At 62.3% G+C, this 12,359-nt stretch carries 13 protein-coding genes; 4 read left to right on the plus strand and 9 right to left on the minus strand.

Going from position 1 to position 12,359, the window contains the following annotated elements:
• Positions 1 to 63: 63 nt before the first annotated feature.
• The 6 genes from acpS to rpoZ form a co-directional block, all read right to left on the minus strand.
• Positions 64 to 477, minus strand: a complete 414-nt coding sequence (gene acpS / locus FJ938_RS24150) for a holo-ACP synthase (RefSeq protein ID WP_140612804.1) — start codon at positions 475 to 477, stop codon at positions 64 to 66.
• Entirely contained in the window at positions 474 to 1,073 is a 600-nt protein-coding gene (locus FJ938_RS24155) for a DUF2062 domain-containing protein (protein WP_140612803.1), read from the minus strand. Before FJ938_RS24155 ends, acpS begins: the two co-directional genes overlap by 4 nt.
• Before the next feature lie 263 nt (positions 1,074 to 1,336).
• Entirely contained in the window at positions 1,337 to 1,717 is a 381-nt protein-coding gene (locus tag FJ938_RS24160) for a VOC family protein (RefSeq protein ID WP_140698151.1), read from the minus strand.
• A gap of 12 nt (positions 1,718 to 1,729) precedes the next feature.
• Complete coding sequence (gene pyrE, locus FJ938_RS24165; RefSeq protein WP_140698153.1) at positions 1,730 to 2,308, minus strand: orotate phosphoribosyltransferase; 579 nt, start codon at positions 2,306 to 2,308, stop codon at positions 1,730 to 1,732.
• A 30-nt stretch (positions 2,309 to 2,338) separates the two neighbouring features.
• On the minus strand, positions 2,339 to 4,567 hold the full coding sequence (locus tag FJ938_RS24170) for a bifunctional (p)ppGpp synthetase/guanosine-3',5'-bis(diphosphate) 3'-pyrophosphohydrolase (protein ID WP_140698156.1): 2,229 nt from the start codon (positions 4,565 to 4,567) through the stop codon (positions 2,339 to 2,341).
• 128 nt (positions 4,568 to 4,695) lie between these two features.
• On the minus strand, positions 4,696 to 5,097 hold the full coding sequence (rpoZ, locus tag FJ938_RS24175; protein WP_140698158.1) for a DNA-directed RNA polymerase subunit omega: 402 nt from the start codon (positions 5,095 to 5,097) through the stop codon (positions 4,696 to 4,698).
• A 322-nt stretch (positions 5,098 to 5,419) separates the two neighbouring features.
• Between rpoZ and FJ938_RS24180 the strand changes: the two genes are divergently transcribed.
• Both FJ938_RS24180 and FJ938_RS24185 read left to right on the plus strand, forming a co-directional pair.
• The gene (locus FJ938_RS24180; protein ID WP_140612798.1) at positions 5,420 to 6,001 is read left to right on the plus strand and encodes an NYN domain-containing protein; all 582 of its coding nucleotides are present in this window, start codon (positions 5,420 to 5,422) and stop codon (positions 5,999 to 6,001) included.
• An 11-nt stretch (positions 6,002 to 6,012) separates the two neighbouring features.
• Positions 6,013 to 6,669, plus strand: coding sequence for a uracil-DNA glycosylase (locus tag FJ938_RS24185; RefSeq protein WP_140698160.1), 657 nt, complete (start codon positions 6,013 to 6,015; stop codon positions 6,667 to 6,669).
• A gap of 133 nt (positions 6,670 to 6,802) precedes the next feature.
• On the opposite strand, the gene FJ938_RS24195 is transcribed toward FJ938_RS24185, so the two are convergent.
• From FJ938_RS24195 to dapA, 3 genes are read right to left on the minus strand one after another with little or no spacing between them, the layout of a single operon-like run.
• Positions 6,803 to 7,513 carry a GH25 family lysozyme gene (locus FJ938_RS24195; RefSeq protein WP_140698162.1) on the minus strand — a complete coding sequence of 237 codons (711 nt, stop codon included), beginning with the start codon at positions 7,511 to 7,513 and terminating at the stop codon, positions 6,803 to 6,805.
• Between the two features lie 14 nt (positions 7,514 to 7,527).
• Positions 7,528 to 8,007 carry an SsrA-binding protein SmpB gene (smpB, locus tag FJ938_RS24200; RefSeq protein WP_027053368.1) on the minus strand — a complete coding sequence of 160 codons (480 nt, stop codon included), beginning with the start codon at positions 8,005 to 8,007 and terminating at the stop codon, positions 7,528 to 7,530.
• A gap of 25 nt (positions 8,008 to 8,032) precedes the next feature.
• Positions 8,033 to 8,914: a 4-hydroxy-tetrahydrodipicolinate synthase gene (gene dapA / locus FJ938_RS24205; protein WP_140698164.1), complete on the minus strand. Its 882-nt coding sequence runs from the start codon at positions 8,912 to 8,914 to the stop codon at positions 8,033 to 8,035.
• A 290-nt stretch (positions 8,915 to 9,204) separates the two neighbouring features.
• Between dapA and FJ938_RS24210 the strand changes: the two genes are divergently transcribed.
• Entirely contained in the window at positions 9,205 to 11,235 is a 2,031-nt protein-coding gene (locus tag FJ938_RS24210) for a lytic transglycosylase domain-containing protein (protein WP_140698166.1), read from the plus strand.
• 130 nt (positions 11,236 to 11,365) lie between these two features.
• A complete protein-coding gene (locus tag FJ938_RS24215) occupies positions 11,366 to 12,256 on the plus strand; it encodes an alpha/beta hydrolase (protein WP_140698168.1) in 891 nt (296 codons plus the stop codon).
• The last annotated feature ends 103 nt before the right edge of the window (positions 12,257 to 12,359 follow it).

Consider the following 12,359-nt stretch of genomic DNA (forward strand, 5'->3'; position numbering starts at 1 on the left):
TGCGTTGGATGTATAGAGTCTCGGCGTGCGCTGGGCAACGTCAATGCCGGTCGTCAAATGCAATCAATGTGGCGCTTGTTCGACGGGCAACGCCTCGATGATCACAAAGGCTTGAGCAAGCGGGAAATCGTCCGTGATCGTGAGGTGGATCGCTGCCCGATGCCCTCGGGGAAGGATTTTTTCCAGTCGCGCCAAGGCTCCGCCGGTCAGTGCCATCGTCGGCGCGCCGCTGGGCAGATTGACGACGCCCATGTCACGCCAGAAGACACCTTGCGCCAGACCAGTACCCAGCGCCTTGGCGCAAGCCTCCTTGGCGGCGAAGCGCTTGGCGTATGAGGCGGCGCGAGCACGCCGATTCTCCGAACGCGCCTGCTCGAGTTCGGTATAGATTCTCTGGATGAAACGCTGGCCGTGACGCTCCAGCGACTTCTCAATGCGCGTGATGTCGATCAGGTCACTGCCGATGCCAATGATCATCGCGCGGCGGAGCCGATGCTTTCCGTAGGATGGGACGACTGCTCACGGCGGCTTGCGCGCTCGGCCAGCCGCTTGCGCCTTTGCGCACGGAAGACCTTCATGCCCCAGCGGGTGATACCGTAGAACACGAGACCGAACACCAGCCCGAGCGGCACCGCGCCGATCAGCATCGGCTCGAGCACCGGATGCCATAGTTTCGCGAAGGAAAGCGTGTGCAGCATCTCGCCCAGATGCGCCGGTGGACCATGTGTCGGCAGGCGATCATGCAGGATGAGTTTGCCGGTTTCCCAGGACGCACCCCAGAGCAGCGGAAAGGTCAGCGGATTGCCGAAGAAAACGGCACCGAGCGCCGCCGCCACCAGATTGCCGGCGATCACCCAACACAGAACGGCGGCAATGATGAAATGGAAGCCCACGGGAAAGAACGAAGCGAAGACACCAGCCGCGACCCCGGCCGCCACCGCGTGCGGCGTGGCCTTCAGCCTCAGGATGCGCTTGGAGAAATACTGCAGTGAACGCGAAAACGAACGGCGCGGCCATAGATATGTGCGCACCCGCTCGAGAAGGCCATCAGGCTTGCGGCGACGAAAAAGCACTCTTTCCTATTCCCAATAACCAACAACTCGTGTGCCGGCTGCTGCCAGCCGGGCTTCGATCGCCACATCTTGCGCCTTGCGGTCGCCGAAAGGCAATCGCGACTTTGATATAGCCATCCGCAATCCCGACAACAACCGAAGGCCACCTGCACAACGGCCGCACCGCCATAATTTTTGGTAAGGTTCATCTCTCCAACACCGGACAATCACGGCGAATTTGAGAAAAAGCGTCGGCTTATTGTCGCAGCCGAGTGCTTGCGAAACTACCGAAGGTACTGGCTGACTTCGACCAGGTTGCCATCCGGATCGCGGAAATAGACCGACATCATCGGGCCCCGCGCTCCGATCCGTTCGACCGGCCCAAGCTCCACCACCACACCTCTGGCCTCGAGGCTGGCGAGGAATTCGCTGAGCGGCCGATCGGTGACCAGGCAGAAATCGCCGGATCCAGGCGTCGGCAGCTTCGCCTTGGGCTCGAAGGTGCGGCCGGCCTCGTGGATATTGATTTTCTGACAGCCAAAAGCCAGCGCCGTCGGCCGGCCCGGCGTATCAACGCGCTCAAAGCCCAGCACGCGCTGGTAGAAGGCACACGTCGCTTCGAGCGACGCCACCGTCAGCACGAAATGATCGATGCCGACGATCATTCGACCTCCCAGTCAGATGTTGCGGCTGCCGGGCTTGATTGCCGGTATGGCGGCAAGCTCCGGCGGCAGTCGGTCCGGCGGATAGGCCGGAACTTCATACTCGGCAAGCGCGATCAGCGGCACCCCGACATGGGTCTTGCCGGCCGAACGGTCGATGATGCAGGCGGCGGCCACCACCTCGGTGCCAAGTTCGCGCAGGCAATCGATGGTTTCGCGGATCGACAGGCCGGTGGTGACGATATCCTCGACTATGACGACACGGGCACCGCTCGCGATCTCGAAGCGCCGCAGGCGGAACTCGCCCCCTTCCCGCTCGACCCAGATCGCCGGCACGCCGAGATGGCGTGAGGTCTCGTAAGCCGGGATCAGGCCGCCGATCGCCGGACCCACGACATAGTCGATCTTGCCTGGCACCGCGGCGCGGATCTTCTCGGCCAGCGCCTTGCACAAGCGCTCGGTCTTGTCGGCGTGCATGAACACGCGCGCTTTCTGCAGGAAGACCGGACTGCGCAGGCCAGACGTCAGGATGAAATGCCCCTCCAGAACAGCGCCCGCCTCGCGGAAAATGCCCAGCACTTCATCGGTATTCATCTGCGCCTATCCCCTCATAGATCAGCCGCGTCAGCCATTCACGCGCCGTGCATCGCTGACGCTCGAATTGTCCTTGAGCTGCGACAGCAGCCGGTTGAGATGCTTCAGATCCCAGACTTCGAGATCGATCAGCATTTCGGTGAAATCGGGCGCAGTGCGAACCATCGACAGCGTATGGATGTTGGCGTCATTGGAGGCGACGACCTGGGCGATGTCGGCAAGAGACCCTGGCGCATTGATGGCTGTGACCGAGACACGCGCGGGAAAGCGCTCCTTGGTGCGTTCGTCGATGTCCCAGCGCACGTCGATCCAGCGCTCCGGCTGGTCGTCGAAGGCCTGCAGGGCCGGCGACTGGATCGGATAAATGGTGATGCCGGTGCCCGGCTGGACGATACCGACGATACGATCCCCAGGCACCGCCCCTTCCGGCGCGAACCGAACCGGCAGGTCGCCGCGCACGCCGCGGATCGGCACGGCGCCATCGCGCGGCTGGTCCTTGTCCTTGCGCGCGGCGCGGCCGGGAATCTGGAACAGCATGCCGGCGGCATTGCGGATCTTCGACCAGCCTTCCTCGCGCTGCTTGGGCGCCGCCGGCGTGACGCGCTCGTCCTTGTAGTCGGGGAAGACCGCCTTCATCACATCCGTCGAGGCCAGTTCACCACGACCGACAGACGCCAGCACATCCTCGATGTCCTTGCGCGCCAGCCGGTGCAGCACCGGCTTCAGGCTTTCCTTGGTGAAACTCTTGCCGGCCCGTTCGAAGGCGCGCTCCAGAATGCGCGCGCCGAGCCCGGAATACTGTTTGCGGATGGCATTCTTGGTGGCGCGGCGGATGGCGGCGCGCGCCTTGCCGGTGACGACGACCGATTCCCACGCCGCCGGCGGCACCTGCGCCTTGGAGCGGATGATCTCGACCTCGTCGCCATTCTTCAGCTCCGTCATCAGCGGCATGATGCGGCCGTTAACCTTGGCGCCGACGCAGGTGTCGCCGACGTCCGTATGCACCGCATAGGCGAAGTCGATGGGTGTGGCGCCACGCGGCAGCGCGATCAGCATGCCTTTCGGCGTGAAGCAGAATACCTGGTCCTGGAACAGCTCGAGCTTGGTGTTTTCGAGAAAATCCTCGGGGTTGTCGCCTTCGGCGAGTTGTTCGATGGTGCGGCGCAACCAGGCGTAGGCGTTCGTTTCTTTCGAGATCGCATGGCCGGCCCCGTTCGTCTTGCCGCCGGTATCCTTGTAGATCGAATGGGCGGCGACGCCGTATTCGGCGATCTTGTTCATCTCGCGCGTGCGGATCTGCAGCTCGACGCGCTGGCGCGAGGGGCCGACGATGGTGGTGTGGATCGAACGGTAGTCGTTCTGCTTCGGTGTCGAGATGTAGTCCTTGAAGCGGCCAGGCACCATCGACCATGTGGTGTGGATGGCGCCGAGAGCGCGATAGCAGTCCTCGACCGTATCGACGACGACACGGAAGCCGAAAATGTCGGACAGCTGCTCGAAGGACAGGGCCTTGGCCTCCATCTTGCGGAATACCGACCAAGGCTTCTTCTGGCGGCTTTTGACGCCGGCTTTGATCGCGTGTTTTTCGAACAGACCCGAAAGCGCCTTCTCGATCTCGGACAGCACATCCCTGTTGCGCTCGAAGATTTCGGCCAGCCGGGCGGTGACGGCGCGATAGGCTTCCGGATTGATATAGCGGAAGGCGATCTCCTCCAGCTCTTCACGCATGCCTTGCATGCCCATGCGGCCGGCAAGCGGCGCATAGATCTCCATCGTCTCCTCGGCAATGCGCAGGCGCTTGGCCTCCGGCATATGGTCGAGAGTGCGCATGTTATGCAGACGGTCGGCGAGCTTGACCAGAAGCACGCGGACATCTTCCGAAATCGCCAGCAGAAGCTTGCGCAGGTTTTCCGCTTGCTCCGCCTTCTTCGACACGAGGTCGAGCTTCTTCAGCTTGGTCAGGCCCTCGACCAGCTTGCCCATTTCGGGGCCGAACAGCTCGTCGATCTCGGCCCGCGTCGCCGTGGTGTCCTCGATGGTATCGTGCAGCAGGGCGACCGCGATCGTCGCCTCGTCCATGTGCATTTCGGTGAGGATGGCGGCGACTTCGAGCGGATGCGAAAAATAGGGGTCGCCCGAAGCACGCTTCTGGTGGCCATGCTTTTGCATGGCATAGACATAGGCCTTGTTCAGCAATGCCTCGTTGACGTCAGGCTTGTAGCGCTGCACGCGCTCGACAAGCTCATACTGACGCATCATGGGCACAATCTCTCGGCGATGAAATGAATCATGCGCCGCACTGATGTACGGCGCATGTCATAGATAGCCACGAAACTGACGAGACGGAAGTGCCGGACGATTGTTCCAGCCGCTTCTGGAGAACTCTCTTAGTAGTCGTCGCTCTTTTCCGGCGGTACCAGACCTTCGATGCCGGCCAGCAGGTCTTCCTCGGTCATGCGATCGAAGGTGACGTTGTCCTCGGCGTCATCGGTCTCGGCAGTTGCAACAGCGCTGCCGGTCTGATCGGCGATTGCCTCGCCGTCGGCTTCGGGTTCGTCGACCTCGACATGCTTCTGCAGCGAATGGATCAGGTCTTCCTTGAGATCGTCGGGCGACAGCGTCTCGTCGGCGATCTCGCGCAGCGCGATGACCGGGTTCTTGTCGTTGTCGCGAGGAACGGTGATCTGCGCGCCCTGGCTGATCTGACGAGCGCGGTGGCCAGCAAGGAGCACCAGCTCGAAGCGGTTGTCGACCTTGTCGATGCAGTCTTCAACGGTTACGCGGGCCATGGATTGCCCCTTTCATGCCTGGATTTGATGGAAAACAGACGCGGTCCATAACCTGAACGCCGCCAAAATACAAGCATCATGGCATTGGCGGGACTATTGGGCGCTCAATCCTGTGTCCAGACACCGAATTTGGCGAAACCGGGCCGCTTCCATGTCCGGCTTCGCGATCACAATTGCTTGCAGTACGGCGACACACCCTTGGATTGCCACCAAACTGGCGTTATTTCGGATGGTCAAGGTCAGCCGGTTTATTATGAGCCTGACCGACCGTCGCTACCGCATTTCGTTTAGACGGCCGCATTTTCGAAAAGGAATATTTTCCATGTTCGACCCCCGTGAAAAGATCGCCCTGTTCATCGACGGCGCCAATCTCTACGCCACATCGCGGGCGCTCGGCTTCGACATCGACTATCGCAAGCTGCTGTCGAGTTTCCAGAAGCGCGGCTACCTGCTGCGCGCCTATTATTACACCGCGCTGGTCGAGGATCAGGAATACTCATCAATCCGCCCCCTGATCGACTGGCTCGACTACAACGGCTTCAAGGTGGTGACCAAGCCGGCCAAGGAATTCACCGACTCCACCGGCCGCCGCAAGATCAAGGGCAATATGGACATTGAGCTCACCGTCGATGCGCTGGAACTTGCCGACGTGGTCGACCACTATGTCATCTTCTCCGGCGACGGCGACTTCCGCACGCTGGTCGAGGCGCTGCAGCGGCGTGGCCGCAAGGTGTCGATCGTCTCGACCATGGCCTCGCAACCGCCGATGATCTCTGATGATCTGCGCCGCCAAGCCGACCACTTCATCGACCTGACGACGCTGAAGAACGAAGTTGGCCGCGATCCCTCCGAACGGCCTGTAAGGCGGCCCGAACCGGCTGAAGTCGAAGAGGAAGACTATTGAGGCCGGTCGACTTGACCGCCCCTCCCATTTCCGAACCGAACCGCGACTGCCCGCTCTGCCCGCGGCTGCATGACTTCATTGCCGAATGGCGGCAGCTCGAACCGTCCTGGTTCAACGCGCCGGTGCCGACCTTCCTGCCGCCGGAAGGCGAGGATACCGTTCAACTTCTGATCGTCGGGCTGGCGCCCGGCCTGCGCGGTGCTAACAGAACCGGACGCCCCTTCACCGGCGACTATGCCGGCGACCTGCTCTATTCGACGCTGATCGCGCACGGTTTCGCTCGCGGCGAATTCAAGGCGAGGCCCGATGACGGGCTGGCGCTTGTCGGCACCGCGATCACCAATGCGGTACGCTGCGTGCCACCGGAGAACAAGCCGGTCGGCGCCGAGATCGCCACCTGCAGGACGTTCCTGGTGCCGACGATCGCTCGCTTTCCCAACCTGCGGGCTGTTCTGGCACTGGGTTCGATCGCGCACCAGTCGACGGTGCGCGCGCTGGGCGGGCGTGTCGCCGCCTATCCTTTCAAGCATGGCGGGCAGCTGACGGCCGGCGGCGTTGCGCTGTTTTCGAGCTATCATTGCTCGCGTTACAACACCAATACGGGCGTGCTGACCGAAGACATGTTTGTCAGGGTCTTCAGCGAGATCGAGGCATTCCTGAAGAATTGAGACCACCGCATCCCCGACATCGGCTCACACCGGCAGCAAGGCGTCCGGTTTCACGTCGCCGATCGAGCCATAGGTATGTGTCTCCTTCACTGCTTCGACCGATCCGGATCGGATCCGTCTCGCCCGGCACGGCTCAATGCGCCGCCGCAAGCAGCGCCGCCAACTTCTCCTGCCCGCCTTGAAGAACGTTCAGGTCAACGTCACCCTCAATGCCATCCACCCGCCCCCTGTTGTGATACTGCCAATAGACCCAGTCGTCACGATCCGGCTTCACAAGCAGCGAGCGAAGCCAGAGCGGGCGAGCGGCGATCTGCCCGGCATAGGCGGCCTCGGCCTCATCCGTGAGATAAACGATCGCTGGCTTGCCGAACGCCGCCTCGACAGGTTCGAGGAAGGCCTGGAGTTCGGCATTCAACTGTCCGGCCGACGGACGCTGCGGACAGTTGCCGCCGAACTCGATGTCGACGACCGGCGGCAGCATGGGCTGATCGTGCGGCACGACCGAGATGAAATTCTTCGCCTGGTCGGCGCCGGGCCGGCAGAAGGTGAAGAAGTGATAGGCACCCACGGCAAGCCCGGCGGCGCGGGCCTCCCGCAGATTGGCGGCAAAGGCTTGGTCGACATGATCGCCGCCCTCGGTCGCCTTGATAATGGCGAAGGCGACATCATCGGCGGCAACACGCCGCCAGTCGATCTGGCCTTGATGATGGGAAACGTCGATTCCTCTGACCGGATATCTGCCGCGATCCGGGGAGAACGCCCTGAAATAGAAATAGCCGCTCGCGGCGACCAGGCACACCAAAACCAGGCTGGCCAAACTCAGCAGGACAATCCGGCTCTTCAAGCGAATAGCCCCAGCTAACCTCGTTCCTTCAACAGCCTGCCCTTCTCACGCGACCAGTCGCGCTGCTTTTCGGTCTCGCGCTTGTCGTGCAGCTTCTTGCCGCGGCCGACGGCGAGCAAGAGCTTGGCGCGGCCCTGATCGTTGAAATAGATCTTCAGCGGCACCAGGGTCATGCCTTCGCGGTCGACGCTCTGCGAGAGTTTCGCCATCTCGCGCTTGTTGAGCAGGAGCTTGCGGCGGCGGCGCGGCTCGTGGTTGAAGCGATTGGCCTGCAGGTACTCCGGCAGATAGGAATTGATCAGCCAGATCTCGCCGCCCTCGACCGAAGCGTAACTTTCCTGGATGTTGGCCTGGCCTTGGCGCAGCGACTTGACCTCGGTGCCGGTCAGCACCAGGCCGGCCTCGATCGTATCGAGCACCTCATAGGAAAACCGCGCCTTGCGGTTTTCGGCAACAGTCTTGTTGTTGGGGTCGGCTTTTCTGACTTGATTCATAATGCGGAGAGGTGGCGCCTCATTCCTAATTAATCAAGCCGGCGTGCTTCATGGCCGCATCGATCTTCTCGGCCGTGGACGGCTCGACCGTCACCAGCGGCGAACGCAGCACATTCTCGACCTTGCCCAGCTTCGACAGCGCGTATTTCGCGCCGGAAACGCCGGGTTCAATGAAGATCGCCTTGTGCAGCGGCAAGAGACGATCCTGCAGTTCGAGCGCCTTCACACTGTCGCCTGACAGCGTTGCCTCCTGAAATTCGGCGCACAGCCGCGGCGCGACATTCGAGGTCACCGAGATGCAGCCGACACCGCCATGCGCGTTGAAGCCGAGGGCCGAAGCATCCTCGCCGGAAAGCTGGATGAAATCCTTGCCGCAGGTCAAACGCTGCTCGGACACGCGCTCGACCTTGCCGGTCGCATCCTTGACGCCGACGATGTTCTTGAAGTCGTGCACCAGCCGGCCCATCGTCTCCGGCGTCATGTCGATTACCGAGCGCGGCGGGATGTTGTAGATGATGATCGGCAGCTTGGTTGCCCTGGCGACGGCGGCGAAATGCTCGTAGAGGCCGCGCTGCGTCGGCTTGTTGTAGTAGGGTGTGACGACCAGGGCGGCGTCGGCGCCGGCCTTTTCGGCATATTGGGCGAGCCCAACCGCTTCCTCGGTGTTGTTGGAGCCAGCGCCGGCAACCACCGGCGCGCGGCCCTTGGCCGCCTCGATGCAGACCTTCACGACATGGCGATGCTCGTCATGCGACAGCGTCGGCGACTCGCCGGTAGTGCCAACGGGAACCAGGCCCCTGGTGCCCTCATCGAGCTGCCAGGCAACGAACGCGCGAAAGGCTTTCTCGTCGAAACGCCCGCTCTTTTCGAACGGTGTCACGAGCGCGGTAAGCGAGCCTCTCAGCATGTCGTCCAACTCCTTGGGACTGTTGTCTATGCATGTCGTTGTCCCAAAACCGGTATTCCACTTTCGGGCGACATGCGTCGGTGTTTTGTCGTGCGCGCCTTCTAACCGAAAGCGAAGCCGCGCACCATAGTCTCGACATGGTTGCGCGGCAAGCATTGCCATGGTGCCAGCAAGCGCAATTCGAACAGCCTTGATAACCTTTTGTTTACGGGCTCTTCACGACCTAAGTTTAGGCTTCGAGACATCTCGGCCTGCTGTTACAATGCCAGGATTAGGAAAGACGTAAGACCATGCCGGCCAATCGGCCTCACCTCTTCGCGCTGCTTGGCGCCATCGCCGTGCTGGTGCCCGGCGTGGCGATCAGCGGCAGCGTCGATGTGCGGGTCACTTCGGCGATCCCCATGCCAAGCCCGCAAGGCAAGACGCAACAGGATTCCTCCCCCAGCGTCGCCATGTTGAAGAACGGGCTGGACGCACTGGCGGCAGGCGATATTTCCGGCGCTCGCGGTGTGCGTGACGCGCTTCCCACGCAATCGCTCGACCAGCACATCCTGGCCTGGGCGATCGCGCTTTACGGCGGCGACAAGGTTCCGAGCGGCGATATCGCCGCGGCCGCGAAAATGCTGCCCAACTGGCCAGGTACCGTCGCCTTGCGCAAGAATAGCGAGCGCGCGCTCTACCGCGAGAACCCCGCTCCCAACATCGTCATTGCGGCGTTCGATGGCAGCCAGCCGCAGACATTCGAAGGCGTGATGGTTCTCGCCCGCGCCTATGTGGCAACGGGCAACGCCAAGGCTGCGCGCTCGGTGCTGTCGCCGTTCTGGCGCACCGCGATCCTTGAGGCCAAGGACGAGACGGCGCTGATCAAGAAATTCGGCGGTCTGATCCCTGCCGCCGATCATCGTTTTCGCATGGAGCGCATGTTCTATGCCGACCGGGTGAATTCCGCCCTGGGTATCGCCGGCCCCGCTGGCGCCCGGCAGCTTGCCGACGCCTGGGCGGCGGCCGACAGAGGCGACAAGAATGCGCTGAAACTGCTGAACGCAGTGCCGGCGGCGCAGCGTTCGGCCGGCTATTTCTTCGCGCAGGCTGAATATTTGCGCAAGCAGGAGGATTTTGCCGGCGCAGCCGCCGTTGTGATGAAGGCGCCGACGGACCGCGAGGCTCTTGTTGACCCGGACGCCTGGTGGGTCGAGCGCCGGGTGCTGTCGCGCGAACTGGTCGACCAAGGCGACATGAAGACGGCTTACCGGATCGTCACCACGCATGCCGCCGAAAGTGCCGCCAATGCCGCGGAAGCCGAATTCCATGCCGGCTGGTACGCGCTACGCGGCCTGAACGATCCCAAGCTTGCCGCAACGCATTTCGCGCGCATCGCCGATCTTGCGCAAGGGCCGATGACACTGTCGCGCGCCTATTACTGGCTCGGCCGCGCGGCGGAAGTGGGCGGGCCCGGCAATGCCAAGGATTATTTCGGGCGTGCGGCTGCGTATGGCACCACTTTTTACGGCCAGCTGGCCGCTGAACGGGTCGGCCGGCAGGCGCTCGACATAGTCTATCCCCAACCAAGCGCTGCCGACCGGCAGAACTTTGCCGGCCGCGAGGCCGTCAGCGCCATCAAACGGCTGCAGGAGGCGGGCTATGACCGCTATGCCGAAACGCTCTATCGCGACCTCGCCGGGCAGCTGACGAGCCCCGGCGAACTGGCGCTGCTCGCCGTCCTCGCGGAGAAGCAGGGCAACCATTTCATGGCCCTGAAGGTCGGCAAGATCGCCGGCGCGCGCGGCATCGATGTCGGCGCCCTGTCGCATCCCCTCGGCGTCATCCCTGATTCGGCCAACATTTCCGGCTCCGGCAAGGCGCTGGCCTATGCGATCGCCCGGCAAGAGAGCGAATTCAACGTCGGCGCCGTATCGAGTGCCGGCGCGCGCGGGCTGCTGCAGCTGATGCCGGGAACCGCCAAACAATTGGCGAAGAAGGCCGGATTGCAGTTCTCGCAGGCACGGCTGACCACCGATGCCGGCTACAATGCGACGCTTGGCTCGGCCTTTCTGGGCGAGCAGCTCGATCGTTTCAACGGTTCCTATGTGCTGACTTTCGCCGGCTACAATGCCGGCCCCAACAGGGCCAGCCAATGGATGGCGAAGTACGGTGATCCGCGCGGCAGGGACATCGATGCGGTAGTGGACTGGATCGAGCGAATTCCCTACACGGAAACAAGAAGTTACGTGCAGCGCGTGATGGAGAACTACGAAGTCTACAAGATGCGTATTTCCGGCAAATACGATATTGTCGGCGACCTCGTGAACGGACGAAGCTGACCGACACCAAGAATAAGAGTTTTGCTGACGATCTTCCCTGATGACCGGTAGCCAGGTCTCCCGTTTGACCGCATCCACCCTCCCCTGTAGCAATCGGAACTAATCTTGCTGCAGGAAAGTGCGTGCCCAGATGTCGAATCTCAAAGGCTTCTCCGACTTCTTCTACGCCGCGTCTGATGGGCTGAGACTTCATGCCCGCGTCTATGGCGAAGCGAATTCCGGACACTGGCCGGTCGTCTGCCTTCCTGGCCTGACCCGCAACGCCCGGGATTTTCACGAGTTGGCGCTGCGCCTTTCGGCGCGATCCAATCCGCCCAGGGTGATCGCCTTCGACTATCGCGGACGCGGGCAGTCAGCCTACGATCCCGACGTCAGTCACTATCATGTCGGCGTCGAGGCCGGCGACATTCTTGGCGGGCTGGCGGCACTCGGCATCGAGGCGGCGGCCTTCATCGGCACTTCGCGCGGCGGACTGATCATCCATGTGCTCGGCGCAGCGCGGCCGGGCGTGCTGAAAGCCATTGTTCTCAACGACATCGGGCCGGTGATCGAGCCCGCCGGCCTGGCCCACATCCAGTCCTACCTCGAACGCGCGCCGAAGCCGAAAACTTTCACGGAGGCCATGGAGGCCCAGCGCAGCGTTCACGGCAAGGATTTCCCCATTCTCACCGACGCCGACTGGACGCGGATGGTGAGGGCGCTCTACCGGGCGACGGATCAAGGCCTGTTGCCGGATTTCGACCCGAAGCTCGTCGACACGGTTGCCGGTCTCGACCTGTCGCAGCCACTGCCGGCCCTGTGGCCGCAATTCGACGCGTTGGCGGCCATTCCCTTGCTCGCCATACGCGGTGCCAACTCGAGGTTGCTCTCCGCGGATGCGCTGCAACAGATGCAAGAGCGCCATCCGGCGATGGAAACGATTACGGTCGAGGGCCAGGGGCACGCCCCTTTCCTTGAAACCGGCAGCCTGCCCGACGCTATAGCGGCGTTTCTCTATCGCGCGGAAAGACAGGGGGCCTGATGCAAAAAAAGCCCGGGATCAATCCTGGTCCTAGTCACCTGAATCTGAAGTTCGGTTCATTGTCTTCTGGCAGAAGCGCTTGACCGACGCGAGGATTTGGTCG

The organism is Mesorhizobium sp. B2-4-14, assembly GCF_006442155.1.
Classification (GTDB): domain Bacteria; phylum Pseudomonadota; class Alphaproteobacteria; order Rhizobiales; family Rhizobiaceae; genus Mesorhizobium.

Excerpts from the sequence above, each read along its gene's own strand:
- acpS (WP_140612804.1), bottom strand. The coding sequence starts at position 477 with ATGATCATTGGCATCGGCAGTGACCTGATCGACATCACGCGCATTGAG.
- FJ938_RS24160 (WP_140698151.1), bottom strand. The coding sequence starts at position 1,717 with ATGATCGTCGGCATCGATCATTTCGTGCTGACGGTGGCGTCGCTCGAA.
- pyrE (WP_140698153.1), bottom strand. The coding sequence starts at position 2,308 with ATGAATACCGATGAAGTGCTGGGCATTTTCCGCGAGGCGGGCGCTGTT.
- FJ938_RS24170 (WP_140698156.1), bottom strand. The coding sequence starts at position 4,567 with ATGATGCGTCAGTATGAGCTTGTCGAGCGCGTGCAGCGCTACAAGCCT.
- rpoZ (WP_140698158.1), bottom strand. The coding sequence starts at position 5,097 with ATGGCCCGCGTAACCGTTGAAGACTGCATCGACAAGGTCGACAACCGC.
- FJ938_RS24180 (WP_140612798.1), top strand. The coding sequence starts at position 5,420 with ATGTTCGACCCCCGTGAAAAGATCGCCCTGTTCATCGACGGCGCCAAT.
- smpB (WP_027053368.1), bottom strand. The coding sequence starts at position 8,007 with ATGAATCAAGTCAGAAAAGCCGACCCCAACAACAAGACTGTTGCCGAA.
- dapA (WP_140698164.1), bottom strand. The coding sequence starts at position 8,914 with ATGCTGAGAGGCTCGCTTACCGCGCTCGTGACACCGTTCGAAAAGAGC.
- FJ938_RS24210 (WP_140698166.1), top strand. The coding sequence starts at position 9,205 with ATGCCGGCCAATCGGCCTCACCTCTTCGCGCTGCTTGGCGCCATCGCC.
- FJ938_RS24215 (WP_140698168.1), top strand. The coding sequence starts at position 11,366 with ATGTCGAATCTCAAAGGCTTCTCCGACTTCTTCTACGCCGCGTCTGAT.